Genomic DNA, 20,559 nt, shown 5'->3' on the forward strand with positions numbered 1-20,559 from the left:
CAGCATGAGAATGAATGAGAATTTTGAGGACCGGGATGAAGTGCTGGACACCGTGCGCCGCTTTGAGCGGATGGTAGCCCAGAATGAGCCCGTGTTTTTTGACTTGGCCGATTTTGAGAACATTATCGACCATTATACTACCAATACTCAGTACGATAAAGCATTACAAGCCTGCGAAGCAGCCATTGCGCAATATCCTTTCAGCACCGAACTGCTCATTGACCGCTCACAAGTGCTGGCCATGAAGGGTGAGTATGGCGCGGCGGCTCAGCAAATTGAAGATGTAGCGCTACTTGACCCCGACAACCCGGATGTGGCTGTTACGCGGGGTATCATTGCCACTCAAAAAGGCGACTTTGCCGAAGCTGTAGCCTTCTTCCAGCAGGCTGCCGAGCGTACCCAGGACCGCGACGACATCTTCTTTAACCTCGGCTTGGCCTATCAAAGCTGGCAGAAGTTTAAGAGCGCCGCCAAGTACTACAAGCAAAGCCTGCGCCTGAACCCCGACAACGATGTGGCGGTGCAGGAGCTATTGTACTGCCTGGAAGTAAGTGAGCGGTTGGAAAAGAACCTGGAGTTTTTCCGGCGCTTCACCGACGACGACCCGTACTCGGCGGTGGCTTGGTACAACTTAGGGCAGGCGTACTACCGGGCTGGCAAGTTCGATGATGCTATAAGCGCCTTCGACTACGCCATCCTCATCGATGGCAAGTTTCATGAAGCGCATGGCTTCCTGGCTAGCACCTACGTGAGCCTGGAGCGCTACCGTAAAGCCATTGAGGAATTTGACCTCAGCTACCCAGAAGGGCAGCCCACGCCCGAGGCCTTGTGCAACATTGGCGAGTGCTACGAGAAACTGGCTGAGTGGGACAACGCTCGCAAGTTTTATCAGCGCGCCATCGATCTGGATAACACCATCGATGAAGCCTGGTTTGGCATTGGCATTGTGATGAATGCGCAGGAGCGGTATTTCGAGGCCATTCATTTCTTCCGGAAGGCCGTGAGCCTATACGAAGAAAGCGTAGAATACTGGCTAGCCTTGGCCGCTGCGGAGTACCAGATTGGCAACGTAGTATCATCGATAGAGGCCTACGAGCGCGCTACCCAAGTGGCCCCTGACAACAAAGACGCTTGGCTGAACTGGAGCATTTTGCTGTATGAGCAGGGCAATTTTGATGGGGCTATTGACCTGATGCGCAACGCCGTAGAGATTCAGCCGCTTGAGGCAGAGCTGCACTACCGCTTGTGCGCTTACCTATTAGCGGCCGGCCGCTACCGCGAGGCGTACCAGTGCCTGGAAAACGCCTTGGTGCTTGACTTTGATAAGCACCGGCTGCTGTTTGATTACTTTCCGGAGCTAGAGTCGCAAAAAGCTCTGGCTAAGCTGATTGATCAGTACCGAAAATAGGCAGCTGCAAGCTTGAATGTTAAGAGCCCGGCCCAGTTGGTGACGTCACTAATTGGGTCGGGCTCTTGGCGTTTTCAGCGGTTACAGAATTCGGGCGTACTTTTGGGCGCTTCGCTAGGCCACTCTATAAGGGGCTTAGCGCTGGCGTACCCTGTTTGTTTATTCTCAGAAAGACACGTAAGAATGAATTACACCCTCAATCAACTCCCTGAGCGTACCGAAAAACCCCGCGAACAAGGCTTCACCATGGTGATGGATAAAGGCCTGAGCGTACGGGAGGTGGAAGATTTCCTGGAAGTAGGCGCACCCTATACCGATATTGTGAAGCTAGGCTGGGCCACTTCCTTCGTGACGCCTAACCTGAAGCGCAAGCTGGCCGCCTACAAAGAGGCCGGCATTCCGGTATACTTCGGGGGGACGCTGTTTGAGGCCTTCATCATCCGGAACCAGTTTGATGACTACCGCCGGTTGCTAGAAGAATTTGGCATGGAGTACGCCGAAGTATCGGATGGCTCCATCGACCTGAACCACGACCGTAAGCTGGAGTACATTCAGCAACTCTCTAAAGACGTAAAAGTCCTGTCTGAAGTAGGCTCGAAGGATGCGGAAAAGATCATTCCGCCCTACAAGTGGATTTCGCAAATGAAGACCGAGCTAGAAGCCGGTGCCATTAAAGTAATTGGGGAAGCCCGCGAAGCTGGCAACGTAGGCCTGTTCCGCAGCACGGGCGAAGTACGCTCGGGGCTGGTAGAAGAAATTCTGACGCAGATTCCGTTTGAGAAAATTCTGTGGGAAGCCCCGCAGAAAGCGCAGCAAGTGTGGTTTATCAAGCTGCTCGGAGCCAACGTAAACCTGGGCAATATTGCGCCCAACGAAATCGTGAGCCTCGAAACTATCCGTCTGGGCCTGCGCGGTGACACGTTCACGCACTTCCTCGATATGGACGCCGTGCACGAAGATTTCCGTCCGGAGAAGCCTACTGGCAAGCCCGGTACCTCCATGCCCCGCGGGTAAGCGGCGTTGCTTTTATAGTAAAAGCCCAGTGCTACGGCCGGTAGCACTGGGCTTTTTTGTTGCCGGCTCAAGCCCGTTAGGCTGCACCTAGGCCTGTGTTAGCCAAGAAGCAGGAGCTGAAGCCGGAACAAGGGTAATCGTAACCAACTCAACAGAAAGCAGTAAGAATAGCCTAGCTGGCGCCCTACGGATGGGCGCCTATTCTTTCGCTTTACAGTTGACAATGCTTACATCTAAGTTTTATCCGGCCGTACTCGGTCTAGGCCTGCTAGCGGCGTGCGGCGGCCCATCTAAGCAGGAAAAGGCCGAAGCTCAGGCCAACACGCCCGCCGATACGGTGGCCACGGCAGCCACCAACGTGAAGCTTCCGGAGCCATACGCCACCGAATCGACCACCAAGCGTAGCAAAGTAATTGGCTGGCCCCAGGGCAAAACGCCCGTTGTGCCCGCCGGTTTTGCTATTCAAGAGTACGCCGGCAACTTTCAGAGCCCGCGTTGGGCCTACATTACGCCCTCCGGGGATGTGCTGATTGCAGAAGCCAACACTATCCCGACTACTACCAAGAAAAAAGTAACGGCTGCCCTAGATCTGGACCCCTCAAAATCGTTGCGGGAAACCAGCGCCAACCGTATTACGCTGCTGCGCGATACCAACAAGGACGGTAAGCCCGATGTACGGGAAACCTTTTTAGCCAACCTAAGCCAGCCACTGGGCATGCTGGTGCTAGGCCAGTATTTCTATGTGGGCAACACCGATGGTGTATGGCGCTACCCTTACCAGTCCGGCCAAACCAAAATAACCGGTAAGGGGGAGAAGATTCTGAGTCTGCCAAAAGGCGGCTACAACAACCACTGGACGCGTAACCTGCTCGCCAGCCCCGATGGCAAGAAGATTTACGTATCCGTGGGTTCGGGCTCTAACGTGATGGAGCACGGTGCCGAGAATGAAGTACGCCGCGCCAATATTCTGGAGATAAACCCCGATGGCTCGGGTGAGAAGATTTACGCTAGTGGCCTCCGCAACCCCGTGGGTATGGACTGGGCAAAAGGTACCGGCAAGCTCTGGACGGCCGTGAATGAGCGCGATGAGTTGGGCGACGAGTTGGTGCCCGATTACTTGACCAGCGTACAGGAAGGCGCTTTCTATGGCTGGCCTTACTCGTATTTTGGACAGCACGAAGATCCGCGGCGGAAGGGTGAGCGGCCTGACCTGGTGAAGAAAGCGGTGGTGCCCGAGGTACCCCTAGGGCCACACACGGCCTCGTTGGGCCTCGCTATTTACGATGGGCAAGCCTTTCCGGCCAAGTATCAAGGGGGTGCCTTCATCGGGCAGCATGGCTCCTGGAACCGCTCGGCTTTTTCGGGTTATAAGGTGGTGTTTGTACCCTTCGCCAATGGCAAACCCAGCGGCGGCATGGAAGACTTTGTAACGGGCTTTATTGCCAATGAAGAAAAGAAAGAAGTGTACGGCCGTCCGGTAGGAATTACCGAAATGCCGGATGGCTCCCTGCTGGTGCTAGATGATGCCGGCGAGAAAGTCTGGCGGGTAGCAGCCATTTAACCTAGCTACGGCTAAACGCAAGCCATTTGCTATAGATCTGAACAGGAGCCGTGGGTATCTACTGCTGGTTACTGTAACCTACTAAATGAGGCCTAGAGCGCGTGCAAGACGCCTCTAGGCCTCTCTGTTTACGTGGTAGTTACTGTATCTTGGGCCCCGATGAAGCAGCTGCTCACCTCCTTGCGCCAGCTAGTTAGCTACGCCATGCCGCTTACGCGCCGGGTGAAAACCGTACATAGCGGCACCGTAGAAGTAACGCTGTACCAAGGGCAAAAAACTCTCGATACGGCTAACGCCAACTACTCCTATGGTTCTCTAGAGCGGGTACTTCGCTACGGTATCCGGTTTACGCAGCCCGAAACGGCCCGGCACGTACTGGCGCTAGGCCTAGGGGGTGGCAGTGTTGTGCAGGTGCTACGTAAAACTCCTGGGTTCAGGGGCGCTATTACGGCGGTAGAGCTTGATCCTGTCATCATCACTATTGCTGAAGAGGAGTTTGGTATTCGGGCCGATGAAACGCTGCGCATTGTATGCGCCGACGCGTTTGAGTGGGTGCCCACAGCTCCCGACCAGAGCGTTGACTTGATCGTCATTGATTTATTTCTGGACCTGTTCCTGCCCGCCGGGTTGGGCTCCGGAAGCTTCTGGGAGCATATCAGCCGAATCTTGCAGCCTGGGGGGCGCGTGCTCTTTAATAGCCTCACCGCCGACCCCGTCTTCATAAACCTGGAGTCCGCCACTGAGTTTTGGGAACGCCTAGGCCTTGAGGTGAAGGAAGTGGAAGTAGAGCTGCTGAACCTGCTCTACATTCTGCACAAGGTGGCCTAGACGGATACTGCGGCATATTTGCAACCCAGATTGCGGCTTAACCTCTGTGGTTTGGGGTGCAACTGCTTTCTTTGTAGGCTCAACCCCCACTCTATGGAAATCATAAAGCACCTGATTGACTTCGTACTGCACCTGGATAAGCACCTGACGGAGCTGGTGCAGGATTACGGCGTCTGGACCTACGCCATCCTGTTTCTCATCATTTTCGTGGAAACCGGCGTGGTGGTGCTGCCCTTCCTGCCCGGCGACTCCTTGTTGTTTGCGGCGGGCTCTCTGGCGGCGTTGCCCGGCTCGCCCCTTAACGTGTGGGCACTCATGGGGCTGCTCATTGTGGCCGCAGTGTTGGGCGATGCCCTCAATTATCACATCGGCGACTTTCTGGGGCCGCGGGTGTTTAGTGGCAACTCGCGCTTTCTGAAGCGTGAGCACTTAGAGAAAACCCAGGCTTTCTACCAGAAGCACGGCGCCAAAACTATCATCCTGGCCCGCTTCATTCCCATTATTCGCACGTTTGCGCCGTTTGTGGCGGGCGTAGGTACTATGAGCTATACCAAGTTCCTGGCCTACAACCTCACGGGAGCTGTGGCGTGGGTAGTGCTCCTGACAGGGGCTGGCTACTTCTTTGGCTCTATGCCTTTCGTGCAGAAAAACTTCTCGCTGGTGGTAGTAGCCATCATTGTGCTGTCGGTGCTGCCGGCAGTGTGGGAGTTCTTCAAGGCCCGCCGCGCTCCAGTAGCATAACACTAACCTGCTCGCAGTGGCCTAGCCGACTAGCCACCTGACTTACGTGTACGTGCAGGCAACAATCTATTGAGTTACCGGTAAGAATAAAAACCACCCGTTGGCTTTGGGCCGGGGTGGTTTTTTTGTTGCTTTATCCCGGCTACCCAAGGGCTTTCGTATGCGTGAATTTGGCTTGATTGGTCGCACCCTGCGGCACTCGTTTTCTCAGACGTATTTCACCCAGAAATTTCAAAACCTCAACCTGGAAGACTGCCAGTACGAGCTGTTTGAGCTACCGACGGTTGATGAACTGCCGGCCCTGCTAAGCAAGCACCCCAACCTGTGCGGACTAAACGTAACCATTCCGTACAAAGAGAAGGTGTGGCCCTACTTAACCAAAGTAGCCCCCTCAGCGGCTCGCGTGGGGGCAATTAATACCATTCAGTTTACCCGCGACGGGCGCCTCATCGGGCACAATACCGACATGATTGGCTTCCGTGATTCCGTCCGAGGCTTCTTGCCCCCCGATTTTGCTGGTCGGGCCCTTATTCTAGGTAGTGGGGGCGGCTCCAAAGCCGTGGAAGTTGCCCTCCGCGATTTGGGCATTGGCTTCTGGGTTGTGTCGCGCAACCCGCTAGGCCAGGGGCTCACCTACGATGAACTCACCCCCGAAATCATGCGTGAGCATCCGCTGCTCATCAACACCACGCCGCTGGGCACCTTCCCCGATGAGCACGAGTGTCCTCCCATCCCTTACGATACGCTCACGAGCCAGCATTACCTCTACGACCTGATTTACAACCCCCGCGAAACCGAGTTTATGAAGCGTGGCCTAGCTGTAGGGGCACAAGCCAAAAACGGTTTCGAAATGCTCTGCATCCAAGCTGAGGAAGCCTGGAAAATCTGGAATACAGAGAGAGGTAACGAGGGTGAGCAGTAATGAAGTGGCCTAGGCCTCTTAAACAAAGGTCAAAAAGTAGAAAGCAGAGCTGTGCAGCTACTGTCTCCTTGACCTTCGCTAATGTGCAAGCAAAAGCCCTGACCTCTACTGCAGAGGTCAGGGCTTTTGCTTGCGTGTTGTTATGTAGCACAGGGAAAAGGTGTATTCCAGGGCGGTGCTGCCAGGCCACATACTGCTCATCAATAGCTCTAGGCCACTCGTCTTAGCACATCGTCACCTTATAACTTCTTTACTAGCCTCCTTGCTGGCCGCCACTGCTGCCGCCTTTGGAGTCGTCATTGCGAATGGTGCGGCGCTGGCGCTGACCGCCGTCGAGCTTGCCGAAGCGGTAGTTAAACGAAGCCCGAATGGAGCGCTGGTAGGAGTAGAAGCTACCCTGGTTGATGAAGTCGGGGGTGATGGTGGTGCTGCGGAACTCGCGCCCCGGAGCCAGGAAGTTGTTGATGCCCACCGTGAAATCGGCTTTCTCCGCGAGTAGCAGCTTCTTGGCGCTCAGGCCGTAATACAAACCGCCGGAATAGCGCGTTTGTAGCTCTACGCCCCCGGTCCAGAAGCCCCCGTACCCCTGCAAAGTATAGCCCTTGCCTAGCTTGTAGGAGCTGTTCACGTTCATGTAAACGCTGGCCCGGCGATTAGGCCGGTTCAGGATGCTGCTTCGAATGCTAGTAAAGTCGCCGCTGAGGTTGCTGCTCAGGTCCCAGTCTTTCACGGGTTTCCAGGAGCCGTACAGGTTTACGCCGTAGATGGTAGCAGTAGCCAGGTTGCCGTAGGTGGTTTCGTTGCGGGCCAGGGCCTCGTTGTACTGGCTGAACCGCTCAATGGAGTTGCCCGTGCGTCGCATAAAACCTGAAGCGTTCAGCGAAGTCTTTTCACCAAACGTGCCGTAGGTCAATTCCACCAGATCAGCTATTTCGGGCCGCAGCTTGGGGTTGCCAAAGTTCACGGAGTTAGGCGTAACCTGATTCACGTATGGGTTCAGGTAGAAAATCTGGGGGCGCTGAATGCGGCGGGAGTAGCTCAGCCGGAGGGTTTGCCCTTCTTTCTTGAGTGTGCGGGTGGCGCTCAGGTTAGGCAGCACGTTCAGGTAGTCGTTCTGGAAGCGGCCCGTCTCGCTCTGAAATTCACCTTTAATGGCTGTGCGCTCCAAGCGGGTGCCCAGGCTGATGGCATGCTTTTTCCCCAGGGCGAAGTTGTAGGTGCCGTACGCCGCCAGCACGTTTTGCTGGTAATTGAAGCGGTTTGAGCGTAAGTCGCTACGCACAAAGGCCGTTTGCTGGCTGGCTAGCAGGGTATCCACGGTGTAGTCGCTGCTCACGCGCCGGCGGATGTGCTTGGCCCCCATCTCCAACGTGTTCTTCTCCCCGAACGGGTGAGTGTAATCGGTTTGGAAGGTGGTTTCGAGGTTGCGGGCCACGTTGCGGCTGGCTTCTTGGTATTCAACTGGGCCCCGTAGCTCGGCGGTCGGGAATTGGTCGAGGCGGTACTGCTCGCGGCTGCGGTTGCTAGTATGCTGGGCTAGCACGCTCCACTCACGCCGCGGCTGCTTCTCCCCAAAGGTGCGGGTGTAGCCCGCGTTCAGGTCGTAGTTGCGGTTCACGTCGCGGCGGTTGATGTCGCGCGAGTACAGCGTGTCTAGCGCCGACTGGCCTAGGTACTGATTGAACAGCTTCTGGGGGGCGTTATTCCTGTAGAGGTTGCTGTTGCCGCTGAGGGTAAAGCTATGTTGAGGAGAGGGGTCGTAGGTGAGTTCTACCTGGCCGTAGCCCCCGTTGCCTTGGTTGCGGGAGGTAGTGCGCTCCGTAAGCTGGCCGGTGGTGCCATCGGGCAGGTAGCTGGTGCGGTCGGTGCTGCTCTTGAAAGGATAGAGGCTGCGGAAAGCGCTGAGCTTGGTGTTGATGCCCACCACGCCACGCTTGGCATTGAGGGCTCCGTTAAGGCCTTGGTTGCGGTTGCCTCCATTTATGCCCACGTTGCCACTCATGCCCTGCAGGCTGTTCTTCTTGAGCACAATATTGATGACGCCCCCTGAGCCCTCGGCATCATACTTCGCCGACGGGGCTGTGATAACCTCAATGGCCTTGATCTGGTCGGCCGGAATTTGCTTTAGCGCATCGGCCAGGTTGCCGGAAAGTAGGGCCGAGGGCTTATTGTTGATGAGAATGCGCACGTTGCTGGTACCGCGCAGCTGTACATTGCCCTCCCCATCGAGGTTTACCAGCGGTGTTTTGCGCAGAATGTCTGAGGCTGTGCCGCCGGTGTTGCTGGGGTCTTGCTCGGCGTTGTACACCAAGCGGTCGGGCTTGGTTTCTACCATTGGTTTGGCGCCCGTCACGGTTACGCCCGCCAGGTTTTGGGCCGAGGCGGTCAGCGTAAGGGTGCCTGCATCAGCCGCGCTACCCGTAAGGCTAATGGGCTCAAGCCGGGTAGCATATCCCACAAAACTGATTTGCAACCGGAAGGAGCCCGTGGGTAAGTCCTTAAGCTCAAACCGGCCTTGCTCGTCGCAGGTGGCCCCCGCGAGGGGCGTGGTGCCAGCGTCCGGCAGCAAGGCCACGGTGGCGTACTCAATAGGCTTTTGGGTGGCCGCATCCAGCACGCGCCCCGTTAGGCGGCCGGTGCCCTTGGATGTCTGCACCGCAGTAGGGGAAGGTGAGGAGGTTTGGCCCTGAATAACTGCCACCGGCAGCAACGCCAGCAGCACTAGAGTACTGAATTGCTTCATCTACAGCAGGAAAAAGATACGCAGAGAGAAATAGAATAGCTGCCCTATAAAGCAGCTTACACGCGGATAGGTGGCACAACTCGTCAAACGTAGAGCTTATTTTTTCCAACGCTCCCAAAATTCAACCAAGGGTAACTTCGCGGCATACTAACCCATGGTCTGCCTCAACCAGCCCCGGAATGTGGCCTAGCGGCTAAAGGGCCCAGTGGTTCGCTGAAACCAGCCTCAGATTGATTGAAGCCACCGGGGCACTGGTTGAAAAGGACCGTGCTAGTGGCCTACGAATAGCTACTTTAGGGCTGGAAGGCCAGTAGTGCTTCCAGCTTGCGCATGCGTACTTCTTTTTCCGCGGCCCGCCGCCCCCTGCAATTGCCCCGTTTCCTGAAAAGCCTGCCCTGGCCGCATATGGTGTGGCTAGGCCTGTTGCTGTACTTTGATGTGCAGCTGCGGCTGCTGCGGGTGGGGCCGTTTCTGCCGGTGCTGGAAGAGCATTTCTGGCTGAATGCCTTCTTGACTGATGTGCTCGACTCAGGCCTGTTCTACCTGAACTGGCTGCTGATGCCGCACCTCTTCGTCCGGACGCGGCTACCGGCCTATTTTCTCACGCTAGGCCTGGGGCTGGCCACGTTTACCATCTTGCGCATTGGCCTGAGCTACGCCTTTGAGGAGGTGAAGATCCAGGGCGTTTCGCAAACGCTGGACTACTACGTGCGGGTGCTGCAGTCGTATTACTTGCTACTGGGCGGCCTAATTTTGCTGCTGAGCTTCTTCCTGCGTCTGGCCGGCGACTACCTGCGGGAGCGAGACGACCGGCGCGAGCTAGAGCAGCAGCACCTGCGCACTGAGCTGGCCCTGCTCAAAACCCAGCTGCATCCGCACTTTCTCTTTAATACCCTTAACAACATTTATTCGCTCACGCTGAATGCCTCACCGCAGGCGCCGGAGGCGGTGCTGCGCCTCTCGGAGCTGATGCGCTACCAGCTCTACGACAGCGCCGCCGACACCGTGCCGCTGGCCCGCGAAATCAACCACCTACAAAGCTTCCTGACTCTACAGCACCTGCGCCTCCCGCCCGATGAAGCCGACGAGGCCATTCAGTTTACGGTGCTGCTGCCACCCGGGGCTGAGCACGCCTACCAACTGCCGCCCATGCTGCTGCTGCCATTGGTGGAAAACGCCTTCAAGCACGGCGACCTAACCGCAAGGCCACACGTGGTGCGCCTCTCGCTGGAGCTAGCCGACGACGGGCAACTGCACTTTACCGTGCGCAACCGGCGCGCTAACTCGGGCGCTGTGCCGCCCGGCCGGGGAGGGGTAGGGCTGGCTAATCTCAAGCGCCGCTTAACACTGCTGTACCCAGAGCAGCACGCGCTGGTGGTAGTCGAAAACAACGAGGAATATTCCGTTAGAATGTCGCTGCAGCTAGATAGAAAAGCGCTAGTCAGCTCGAAGATGGCTCCGGCGCCACAAGATGTGCCGGCACCTGTGGTACCTCTTCCTCAACCACTGGCCTAGAACTCCGACGCACAGCGCTACGAGGCTAGTCTCTGTACTGCGTGCGCTCCGGCCCAAAACTTACCTCATAACTCTACACTTCACCATTTCACACTCTATGGAATCTAACGTGCCGCGTCGTCCGCTCACCTGTGCTATTGTGGATGATGAGCACTTGGCCCTGAAGGTGTTGGCGGAGTATTGCGGGCAGGTACCGTTTTTGGAGTTGAAAGGCCAGTTTCAGGATGCCCTGACCGCCGTAGCCTTTCTGCAGGATAACCCCGTGGATGTGGTGTTCCTGGATATCCAGATGCCCCGCCTGACTGGCCTACAGCTGGCGCAGTTGCTGCCCCAGCCCGGGCCGCGCATCATCTTTACCACCGCCCACCCCGACTACGCCGTGCAGAGCTACGAGCTGCCCGCTCTGGATTATCTGCTCAAGCCCATATCCTTCGAGCGGTTTGTGCAGGCTGCCCACCGGGCCCGCGCGGCCCTAGGCCACTCGGCAACTGCCTCCGCTACAGTAGCGCCCGAAGCCCTGGCCGAAGCCCCCGCCGGTGAAGCGCTGTTTGTGCGCCACGACAACCGCCTGCGCCGCGTACTGGTAGCCGATATTTACTACGTGGAGGGCCAGAAGGAATACCTAATGCTGTACACCAGTGGCGGCAAAATCCTGACGCTGCAATCATTTCGGAAGCTGGAGGAGCTGCTGCCACCGGGCCGCTTTGCTCGCATCCACAAGTCCTACCTCATCAGCCTGCGCCACCTTGAGTATGTGGAGCGTACCCGCGTGCAAGTGCACGGCACCGCCCTTCCCATCGGCGAAACCTACCGCGACGCCTTCATGGAGCTGCTGCGGTATCATGGGAAGATGTGATTTTGGTGACGGAGTGACGGAGTGATGAGGTGATTAAGCAATCGAGTAAAATGTGATAAGTAAAAAGCACGTCATCCTGACGCAGGAAGGATCTTATCACGAGAATACTAGGCGCTAGGCCAGTCGTTCTTTCGTGGTAAGATCCTTCACAAGCTCAGGATGACGTGCCTTTACTCCGTCACTTCATCACTTTATCACCTAACTACTGCTGCCCCTGGCCCTGACCGCCGTCACTGCCTTGCTTGGTGTCGTCGTTCTGGATGCTCTTGCGACGCTTCTGGGGCTGCGTGCTGGCTTTACCGAAGCGGTAGTTGAAGGCCAGGCGCACCCCACGCAGGTAGATGTAGTTGTTGCTCTCCTGCCGGAATTGGTCGGTATCGAGGATGGAGCGCAGGTTGCGGGTGGCCGAGAGGAAGTTATCGGCGTTCAGGGTCAGGTCGGCTTTATCCTTGAGCAGGTTCTTGCGCAGACCTACTGAGTAGAACGTCCAGGCCGCTTGCTTGCCTTGCAGCTGTACGCGCGGCGAGTTCAGGCCTCCAAAGAACTGCAGGCTCAGGCCCTTCTCAAATTTATAACCCGAGTTCAGGTTCAGGTTATACATCACCCCGCTGTTGTTCAGCCCCAGCGCGGGGCTTTTCAGCGACACGTAGTACACGTTCACGTTACCGCTTACGTCCCACTTGGGCAGAGGCTTCACCGAGCCGAACAAGCTGACCCCGTAGGTAGCATTGCGGCCAATGTTGCGGAAGGTCTGATTGTTAACGCCCTGCTCATCCACGAAGCGGTAAGACTCAATGGCATTGCCGGTGCGGCGTGCATACGTGCTCATGTTCAGCACCGCGCCCTTCACAAAAGTGGTGTAGTTGATTTCGTAGCTGTCCGTCAGCTCGGGGCGCAGTTGCGGATTACCGTAGCTGATGTTGAGGGTATCGGAGGAGTTGATAAAGGGGTTCAGGAAGAAAATCTGGGGCCGCTGAATCCGCCGCGAATACGCTAGGCGCAGGGTTTGACCGGGCTTCTTGGGGTTCTGAGGCTGGTAGCTCATGCTCAGGTTAGGCAGCACGTTGGTGTAGTTCTGCGTTACGCCTGAGTTTTCGGTCTGTTGCTGCTGGAAGTTGCCGTTGATGCGGGTGTTTTCGGCCCGCGCGCCCAGCTTGAAGCTCACCTTCTTTGAGGCCGAAAACCCGTAGGTGCCGTAGGCCGACAGCACATCCTGGTTGTAATCGAACAGGTTCGAGCGGTCCGGGTTGTACACGGGGTCGAGGCTGCGTACGCTGGGGCTGTTGAATACGTCGTAGTCGCTGCTTACCCGGCGCAGAATGGCTTTGGCGCCAGTTTCCAGCAACGCGGTTTCCGAGAACGGATGGGCGTAGTCGGTTTGCAGGGTAGTTTCGAGGTTGCGGGCTAGGTTGTCCGACTCTTCGCGGTAGTTCTTGGCCAGGTTCTCGCTGGTGTTGCCCGCAAACTGGTCGAGGTAGTAGGCCTGCACGTTGCGGTTGCGGGTGTGCTGGGCCAGCACGCTCCACTCGCGGCGCTTCTGCTCGAAGGTGCGAGTGTACGAGCCGCTCAGATCGTAGCTCTGGGTGCGGAAGCGGCGCTCCGTGTCGCGCGTGAACTGGCTGGATACGGGCAGCAGCACATTGTTGAACTGGTCGTAGTTGCCGCTGTTGCGGAACAGGTTACCCTGCACGCTCAAAGTAAGGTTATGGTACTGGGCCGGGTCGTAGTCGAGGCCTAGGCGCCCGAAGCCGCCGCCACCCAGGGTGTTGCCGTCGCCATCCTGATCCAGCTGCTTGGTCTCGGTGCCATTGGGGCTTTTGAGGTAGCGCACCAAATCGTTGCGGTTGGGGCTATAGAAGGCAAAGCCGCTCACTGAGCTGGTGAGGCCCACCTTGCCCTTGCGGTAGTTGAGCGTAGCGTTGCCGTTGGAGCTGCGCGTACCGCCGGCTAGGCCTACCGAGCCGTTCACGCCTTCCAAGCTATTCTTCTTTAGGATAATGTTGATGATACCGCCGGTGCCTTCCGCATCATACTTAGCCGAGGGCGTAGTAATCACCTCCACGCTCTTGATCTGGTCGGCCGGAATCTGCTTCATGGCATCAGCCACTGAGGAGGCCACAATGCCCGAGGGCTTGTTGTTGATGAGCACGCGCACGTTGCTGGTGCCGCGTAGCTCCACGTTGCCGTCGGGGTCTACGTTCACCAGGGGCACTTTGCGCAGCACATCGGCCGCCGTGCCGCCCGAGTTGGTGATGTCCTTGTCGGCGTTATAAACGATGCGGTCGGGCTTGGTTTCTACCACCTCCCGCTCGCCGGTTACAGTTACCTCACCCAGCTTCTGCGCCGCCGACTGCAGCGTGAGTGTGCCCAGGTCGGTGGCACCGTCGGTGATGATTACATTTTGGGTGCGGCTGGTGTAGCCCACAAAGCTCACCTGCAGCCGGTAAGAGCCAGCAGCCAGCCCTTTCAGGCTGAAGCGGCCCCGCTCATCGCAGACGGTACCATCAATGGGCGTGTTACCGGCCATCGGGAGCAGCGCCACGGTAGCATACTCAACTGGTTTCTTGGTAGCGGCATCCTGAATAATTCCCGTCAGTCGGCCAGCGCCCTGCGGAGTTTGGGGCAGAACTGGTTTGGCGGCGGGCGCCTGGCCGGGGGCACCGGCGGGGCGAGTACCAGCAGGGGCGCCGGCGGGTGGCGCAGTCTGCGCCATAGCTGGGGCCGATAGCAGGCCCGTTAAGACTAAGGATAGAGGTAGATAGGAGTTTTTCATCAGTGAAACGCAGATTGCACTAGCAAAGAGCAGGTAAAAAGGAGGAAGTTAAAAGTGAAATCTGCTGAGCCGTAGGAAGGGGAGGCTGAGCGGTAGAAGTAGGTGGCTGAAGTGCTGCGCTGGCGCAGAGGCACCGTTGAGCTTAGCAGGGTTGCACCATGACTAGATAAAAAGCTGGCTAGGCCACTTAATCGGCGCGGCGCAGCTGCAGTAGCACGTACCCAATGAGGAGGGCGCCGGCAAACCACGCCAGGCTGTACCACTCATGCTTGGCCAACTCGTGTGCTACCTGTAGGCCACTACCCTTCACCATTTTCATGAGCATGGTAGTGCCAATGGGCGCCGAATACGGAATCTTATCCACGTGCTCCCACTTGAGCAGAGCAATGGTAGCCACCACCGCGCCCATGCCCACGCCCACCGGCACCACAAAAGAGCGCCAGTACAGGCTTACAATGTACTGCACCGCCAGCAGCCCCAGCGTGGCTACGTAAGTGTGGCCTAGCATCCAGAGCACCGTTTGCACCGGCGCCTGGTGGGTTTGGAAGCCTAGCCCCGGCTTCACTAAGCCTAGCAGAAAACCAGCCCCCAGCAGCAAGCCCGCAAATAAGCTCAACGCCAACGCATTCAGCGCCAGCAGCACCAGCAGCTTGGAAGTGAATACCGCGCCCCGGCCTACTGGCAGAGCAAACAGGTGCTTCCAGGCCCCCGACTTGGTCTCAACGTTTACAACCAAGCTGGTGAGTAGCACCACAAACAGGGGCAGCAGCAGGGTACCGGCGGTTTGCCAGGCCATGCTCACAAACTGAGGCCATGGGTCAACCCCACCCCGGATAATGTATTGGCCTTTGAAGTAAAAGATACAAAACGTGAGCAGCACCGGTAGCGCGCCACTAAACAACGACAGCCGCAGGGCCGCCGTGCGGCGCAGCTTCAGTACGTCTCCTGACAACGCACGCTGCAACTGCAGCAGGGGCGAAGGGGTAGCCGGCAAGGCTACGGCAAACTCGGCGGAGGGTAGGGTAGCGCTCATATGGCGGCGTTGGTTTCGGTGAGGTGGAGGAAGGTGTCTTCGAGGCTGGGCTGCTCTGAGCGGAGGCCGTATATCGGCTGCCCGGCAGATACAAGAGCTTCGGCCAACATGGCTACTTGCTCGCGGGAATGATAGGGCAGGCGCAGCGTGCCTAGGCCAGTTATGGTAGCCTCGCTGAGCAGCTGGGGTAGCAGGTTGCGGCAGGTGTCGGCGCTGGCCGTCTCCAGCACCAGGTGGGCCCGACCCGTTTGCAAGTGCTGCAGCTCTGGTAGGCTACCCTGAAACACCAGCTTGCCCTGCTGAATAACACCCACGTGAGTAGCCACTTTTTCAATCTCGGCGATGAGGTGGCTAGAGAGCAGAATGGTTTTGCCTACGCTTTGCAGCCGCCGCAGCAGCTCCCGCATCTCTATAATGCCGTTGGGGTCGAGGCCGTTGGTGGGCTCATCCAGCATCAGCAGGTCGGGGTCGGGAAGTAGGGCCAGCGCCAAGCCCAGGCGCTGCCGCATCCCGAGGGAGTACTCCTTGGCCGGGCGCCGCGCCGAGGCAGTGCTCAGGCCCACCAACTCCAGCACCTCGGCAGTGCGGGCGGCCGGAATGCCGCGCAGGCGGCGGGTAGCCTCCAGGTTCTCGTACCCCGTGAGGTGGTCGTAGAGGGAGGGGTTTTCGATGAGGGCGCCCACCCGGCTGAGCAGAGCTACTCGGTGCTGAGCCAGGTCGTGGCCGAAGAGGCGCACCGTGCCGGCGGCAGGCCGCAGCAGGCCTAGCAGCAGCCGCATAGTCGTGCTTTTGCCCGCTCCGTTCGGTCCCAGAAACCCATAAATGCTGCCCGTGGGCACTTGCAGGTTGATATTGTGGAGGATAGGCCGCTGGCCGAAGCGGAAGGATAGGTCCTGGGTTTCCAGGAGTAATGTAGGAGTTATCATAGCGCAGAAAGAATCGTAGAACCGGAAGCAAACCTAGGCAGCGGGCTATATCCTAATTCTGCTATTCAACCAACGCAAAGTGCTAGGCCTGTAACAGTTCGTTTTGCCCGTCAAACGCATCAAATCCGTTCCTGAACTGGCCTAAGTCAGGTTCACCGCGGGCAAGGAGGCGTTGGCGGGCCCTAGGGCCGGGTTGATTGAAAAGGGCGCTGTGTGGAGCCGGTAGCAGCGTATTTTTCGGCATGGAAATATCATCCGTACCGCTTACAGGCCTAGGCTCAGAAGAAGCTGCTACCCGGCGTAGTTGGCGGGCCCGGTTCCGCTCCCTGCTCCGACCCACTAACTGGTCGGTGGCGCCGGATGCCGGGCGGGTGCCCGCCGGAATTCATGCCTTGCTGTGGCTGTGGCTGTTAGCCTTCGATTTCCTAAAGCTTATCAATCCCGTTTCTGGCCTCACGCACGTGCCCACCACTCCCGCAGAGTGGCAACCGCTGCTGACGCTGCTGGGTCGGTTGGCCCTGGAAGACCTTGCTGCCGCTACCTTGTTTTACCTAACGTGGCGCTGGCTGATTCCGCGGACGCTGGCCCGGGCCCAGGTTATTCAGTACCTGTTGCTAGCCACGCTGCTCGTCACGCCCTATGCCCTGGTGATTGGCGAAATTACCTACCATACGTCGCCGAAAAAGGGGGGGAGGAGCACGTACCAGGTCACGGAGACTGCGCCTGGCCAGAAGAAGCCCATTACCACCGTGGTAAAGCCTTCCAAGTCGGCTATTACGGAGGAGTGGATGCGGGTGCTGGCCGCGGGGTTTGTGGGCGTATTTATTGTGGGCAGCAGCTCGGCCTTGCGCATCACCGGCGACTACGTGCGCGGGCAGCGCAACCGCCGCGAGCAGGAACGCCAGCAGCTACTGACGGAGCTGGCCATGCTCAAAACTCAGATCAACCCGCACTTCCTCTTCAACACGCTCAACAACATCTACTCCCTCACCAGCCGCAAGTCCGACAAGGCCCCGGAGGCAGTGCTGCGCCTGGCCGAGATTATGCGCTACCTGCTGTATGAAAGCAGCACCGATACCGTACCACTGAGCCGGGAGCTGGCCCACCTGAATGCGTTTCTGGATTTGCAGCGCCTGCGCCTGCCCGCCTCTGCCCCCGATGCCATTCGGCTGGATATCAGCGGCGCCTCGCCCGACTGTGCCCAACCCATTGCGCCGCTACTGCTGCTGCCGCTGGTAGAAAACGCTTTCAAGCACGGCGACCTAGCCGCTAGGCCAGTGGCGGTGCATATTGTGCTGGAGTTGGCGGCCGATGGGCTAATCCGCTTCTCGGTACTCAACTACGTGGCCGACCCCGATGCCGCCCGCGACCTGCCCAAGCAACCCGGTGGGGTGGGCCTCGTGAACCTGCACCGGCGGCTTGAGCTGCTGTACTCGGGGCGCTACACCTTGGAGGTGCAAACTCCCCCCGGCCAACACAAGGTTACGCTTACGCTGCAAAGCTAGGCCACCGCGGCCGGGCTGCACTGGCCTAGCACCGGCCATTTATCGCCACTCAGGCAACCGTTCGGTAGCACTAGGCATCTCGGGCATAGGCTGTTGCTTGAACGTGCTGCCAAGCAGAATGCTGGCCACCAGTATATTTACCGCTAGCCGCTACAACCAGCCTACAACAGGTTGCCTCTCAACCAATCAACTCCATACCTCTACTTCATGACCTGCGCTATCCTCGATGATGAACCCCTGGCTCTCGACTTGCTAGCTGATTATTGCGCGCAGGTACCTGGCCTAGAGCTGAAAGGGCAGTTTGATGATGCGCTGGCTGGCCTAGCCTTTCTGCAGGATACGCCCGTAGACCTAGTGTTTCTGGATATTCATATGCCGCGCCTCACCGGTGTGCAGCTGGCGCAACTGCTGCCCCAACCTGGCCCGCGTATCATCTTCACCACTGCTTACGACCAGTACGCCGTGCGTAGCTACGAGCTGAACGCCGCCGATTATCTGCTTAAGCCCATTGCCTTCGAGCGGTTTCTGCAAGCCGTGCAAAAGGTACGGCAGCAACTGGCCAGCAGCAGCGCAGCCCCACAGGCTACTGGCCTAGCGCCTGCCCCAACGGCCCCCACTGAGCCTCAGGCAGCCTCCGCCGATGCTATGTTCGTCAAGAATGAGCACCGCCTGCAGCGCGTCGCCTTCAATGATATTCTCTACATCGAGGGCATGAAGGAGTACCTTATGATTTACACTACCACGGGCAAAGTGCTCACGTTGCAATCGTTCCGGCGGGTAGAGGAGGTGCTACCGCCCGACCGCTTCGCCCGCATTCATAAATCGTATCTGGTGGCGCTAAGCCGCATTGAGCACCTGGAGCGCGGCAAAGTGCAGGTAGCCGGCCGTCTCCTGCCCATCGGCGATACGTACCGGGAGTCGTTTGCTAGCCTAATTAAGGCATATAATCAGTTATAACAGTAAATGTAGAAAATACAACAGCCCGGTCAGGTTTTCCTGACCGGGCTGTTGGGTATAGAGGAGTTTGCCTCCCTTACTTCGCCAGCTTGCTGGCAATTTCGGCGGTGTGGCGGCCTTGGAAACGGGCACCTTCCAACTCATTTTCGCTAGGCTGACGCTCGCCTTGGCCACCGGCCACGGTGCTGGCGCCGTAGGGCGTGCCGCCGGTTACGGTTTCGTGGCCCATCTGACCCTGCCAAGCGTAGGGCAGGCCTACAATCACAAAGCCGTGGTGCAGCAACTCGGTGTGGAAAGAACGGATAGTGGTTTCTTGGCCGCCGTGCTGGGTGGCCGTGCTCACGAACACACCGCCGGCTTTGCCTACCAATTTACCCTGGGCCCAGAGGGAACCCGTTGAGTCCATGAAGGCCTGCATCTGGCCGCACACGTTGCCGTAGCGGGTAGGCGTACCGAAGATGATGGCATCGTATTGTTCTAGCTCGTTCGGCGTAGCTACCGGAATATGCTCAAATGCCTTTTGCGCTCCAGTAGCGCCAATTTGGTCCAGAATGTTCTGGGGCAGTGTTTCGGGCACGCGCTTAACCACTACTTCGTTGCCGGCTACCTGACGGGCACCTTCAGCTACGGCTTCGGCCATTTTCCAGATGTGACCATACGTGGAGTAGAACAGGACAAGAGTTTTCATGGGGTATAGGGTTTGGGTGAAAGAGGTAAGGTGAAGTCTGCCAAACGTATGTACAGACACTAGGTTGCTGCAAGAATAAGTAGGGCTAATATATGTACATACATGATAACATCTGACAATGTTGCGGTCGATTTATTCCCACTATCTATCTACTACCTGATGGCCACGCATTCTGGAGATTGTAAATTTATCCGGATGGTATGCAACCAAACGGACGAGGACTGGCATCTTCATTCCGAAACCCCGCCTCACCTGCATGTGGTAGGGTTCAGACTACCCTTTTTTATTCTATTCAGTAGCGTATGCAGCATTCTTACTTGCGCGGCTCAGAACCCCAGGCGGGGGCGGCCGCTGGTGAGCGTCTTACCACCGGACCCCGTGCGGGCCGGGTAACTCCATGAGCGCTTTGTCGGCGTCAATAGGAGGGGGCGGGCTGCGCAGCCTGTTACCAGGCCGAGCCACCACTGCACGCTCGGAGTCCCTATCCTCGTCGTTATCCGCTCCTGTGCGCACTATCACTCCGCCTTCGCAGCTCTCCGACAATGAGCTGCTCGACGGTTGCCTGTCTGGTAGCCGCCTGATGCAGAAATACCTGTACGAACGTTTCGCGGGCCGCATGATGGCCGTGTGCATGCGCTACGCTCAAACCACCTTTGAGGCCGAAGACGTGCTGCAGGAAGGGTTTCTGACGGTGTTTAAAAACCTGGGTAGCTTCCGCCGGGAGTGCCCCCTAGAATTCTGGATTCGCCGTATCATGGTGAATGCCGCCCTGCGCCAGCACCGTCGCAACGCGCCCCTGGTAGCTGTTAGCGACGGTGGGGAATACCCCGAGGACTTGGCCGGCGAAGAGTTTACCCTCTCAAACTACAATTTCGAAGAGCTCTTGGGCATGATTCAGGACTTGGCGCCGCGCTACCGCATGGTGTTCAACCTGTTTGCCATTGAGGGCTATGGGCACAAGGAAATCGGCGAGATGCTGGGAATTTCCGAAGGCACCAGCAAATCACAATATTCCCGGGCTCGGGCAATCTTGAAAAGTAAAGTAGAGCGTCTCGACGCGCAGCGTACCCATGGCTTCCGCTCCTAATA

At 57.7% G+C, this 20,559-nt stretch carries 16 protein-coding genes; 11 read left to right on the top strand and 5 right to left on the bottom strand.

Going from position 1 to position 20,559, the window contains the following annotated elements; all coding sequences use genetic code 11:
• The first annotated feature begins 10 nt into the window (after nt 1-10).
• The 6 genes from EU556_RS03610 to EU556_RS03635 all read left to right on the top strand — a co-directional run bounded on the left by EU556_RS03610 (nt 11) and on the right by EU556_RS03635 (nt 6,474).
• On the top strand, nt 11-1,408 hold the full coding sequence (locus EU556_RS03610) for a tetratricopeptide repeat protein (protein ID WP_135431099.1): 1,398 nt from the start codon (nt 11-13) through the stop codon (nt 1,406-1,408).
• 183 nt (nt 1,409-1,591) lie between these two features.
• Nucleotides 1,592-2,422 (top strand): phosphosulfolactate synthase, encoded by an 831-nt coding sequence (locus EU556_RS03615; protein WP_135431100.1) that lies wholly within the window; start codon nt 1,592-1,594, stop codon nt 2,420-2,422.
• Nucleotides 2,423-2,645: 223 nt separating this feature from the next.
• Nucleotides 2,646-3,983, top strand: a complete 1,338-nt coding sequence (locus tag EU556_RS03620) for a PQQ-dependent sugar dehydrogenase (RefSeq protein ID WP_135431101.1) — start codon at nt 2,646-2,648, stop codon at nt 3,981-3,983.
• Nucleotides 3,984-4,142: 159 nt separating this feature from the next.
• Complete coding sequence (locus EU556_RS03625) at nt 4,143-4,811, top strand: spermidine synthase (RefSeq protein ID WP_135431102.1); 669 nt, start codon at nt 4,143-4,145, stop codon at nt 4,809-4,811.
• Between the two features lie 93 nt (nt 4,812-4,904).
• Nucleotides 4,905-5,552, top strand: coding sequence for a DedA family protein (locus EU556_RS03630; RefSeq protein WP_135431103.1), 648 nt, complete (start codon nt 4,905-4,907; stop codon nt 5,550-5,552).
• 160 nt (nt 5,553-5,712) lie between these two features.
• The gene (locus EU556_RS03635) at nt 5,713-6,474 is read left to right on the top strand and encodes a shikimate dehydrogenase family protein (RefSeq protein WP_135431104.1); all 762 of its coding nucleotides are present in this window, start codon (nt 5,713-5,715) and stop codon (nt 6,472-6,474) included.
• A 253-nt stretch (nt 6,475-6,727) separates the two neighbouring features.
• On the opposite strand, the gene EU556_RS03640 is transcribed toward EU556_RS03635, so the two are convergent.
• The gene (locus tag EU556_RS03640; RefSeq protein WP_135431105.1) at nt 6,728-9,217 is read right to left on the bottom strand and encodes a TonB-dependent receptor domain-containing protein; all 2,490 of its coding nucleotides are present in this window, start codon (nt 9,215-9,217) and stop codon (nt 6,728-6,730) included.
• Between the two features lie 330 nt (nt 9,218-9,547).
• On the opposite strand from EU556_RS03640, the gene EU556_RS03645 reads away from it, so the two are divergent.
• Together EU556_RS03645 and EU556_RS03650 are read left to right on the top strand one after the other, a co-directional pair.
• Nucleotides 9,548-10,732, top strand: a complete 1,185-nt coding sequence (locus EU556_RS03645; RefSeq protein ID WP_135431106.1) for a sensor histidine kinase — start codon at nt 9,548-9,550, stop codon at nt 10,730-10,732.
• Between the two features lie 97 nt (nt 10,733-10,829).
• Entirely contained in the window at nt 10,830-11,588 is a 759-nt protein-coding gene (locus EU556_RS03650; RefSeq protein ID WP_135431108.1) for a LytR/AlgR family response regulator transcription factor, read from the top strand.
• Between the two features lie 202 nt (nt 11,589-11,790).
• Here EU556_RS03650 and EU556_RS03655 read toward each other — a convergent pair whose 3' ends face one another.
• The 3 genes from EU556_RS03655 to EU556_RS03665 all read right to left on the bottom strand — a co-directional run bounded on the left by EU556_RS03655 (nt 11,791) and on the right by EU556_RS03665 (nt 16,320).
• Complete coding sequence (locus tag EU556_RS03655; RefSeq protein ID WP_167855435.1) at nt 11,791-14,301, bottom strand: TonB-dependent receptor domain-containing protein; 2,511 nt, start codon at nt 14,299-14,301, stop codon at nt 11,791-11,793.
• A gap of 247 nt (nt 14,302-14,548) precedes the next feature.
• Nucleotides 14,549-15,394, bottom strand: coding sequence for an ABC transporter permease (locus EU556_RS03660; protein ID WP_135431112.1), 846 nt, complete (start codon nt 15,392-15,394; stop codon nt 14,549-14,551).
• A complete protein-coding gene (locus EU556_RS03665) occupies nt 15,391-16,320 on the bottom strand; it encodes an ABC transporter ATP-binding protein (protein WP_135431114.1) in 930 nt (309 codons plus the stop codon). Before EU556_RS03665 ends, EU556_RS03660 begins: the two co-directional genes overlap by 4 nt.
• 242 nt (nt 16,321-16,562) lie before the next feature.
• On the opposite strand from EU556_RS03665, the gene EU556_RS03670 reads away from it, so the two are divergent.
• The gene (locus EU556_RS03670; RefSeq protein WP_135431116.1) at nt 16,563-17,825 is read left to right on the top strand and encodes a sensor histidine kinase; all 1,263 of its coding nucleotides are present in this window, start codon (nt 16,563-16,565) and stop codon (nt 17,823-17,825) included.
• A gap of 207 nt (nt 17,826-18,032) precedes the next feature.
• On the top strand, nt 18,033-18,782 hold the full coding sequence (locus tag EU556_RS03675) for a LytR/AlgR family response regulator transcription factor (RefSeq protein WP_135431118.1): 750 nt from the start codon (nt 18,033-18,035) through the stop codon (nt 18,780-18,782).
• A 76-nt stretch (nt 18,783-18,858) separates the two neighbouring features.
• Here EU556_RS03675 and wrbA read toward each other — a convergent pair whose 3' ends face one another.
• On the bottom strand, nt 18,859-19,470 hold the full coding sequence (gene wrbA, locus EU556_RS03680; RefSeq protein WP_135431120.1) for an NAD(P)H:quinone oxidoreductase: 612 nt from the start codon (nt 19,468-19,470) through the stop codon (nt 18,859-18,861).
• A gap of 505 nt (nt 19,471-19,975) precedes the next feature.
• Between wrbA and EU556_RS03685 the strand changes: the two genes are divergently transcribed.
• Nucleotides 19,976-20,557: an RNA polymerase sigma factor gene (locus tag EU556_RS03685; protein WP_245327396.1), complete on the top strand. Its 582-nt coding sequence runs from the start codon at nt 19,976-19,978 to the stop codon at nt 20,555-20,557.
• The last annotated feature ends 2 nt before the right edge of the window (nt 20,558-20,559 follow it).

The sequence above is a fragment of the Hymenobacter fodinae genome (assembly GCF_004745825.1).
GTDB classification, from domain to species: Bacteria; Bacteroidota; Bacteroidia; order Cytophagales; family Hymenobacteraceae; genus Hymenobacter; species Hymenobacter fodinae.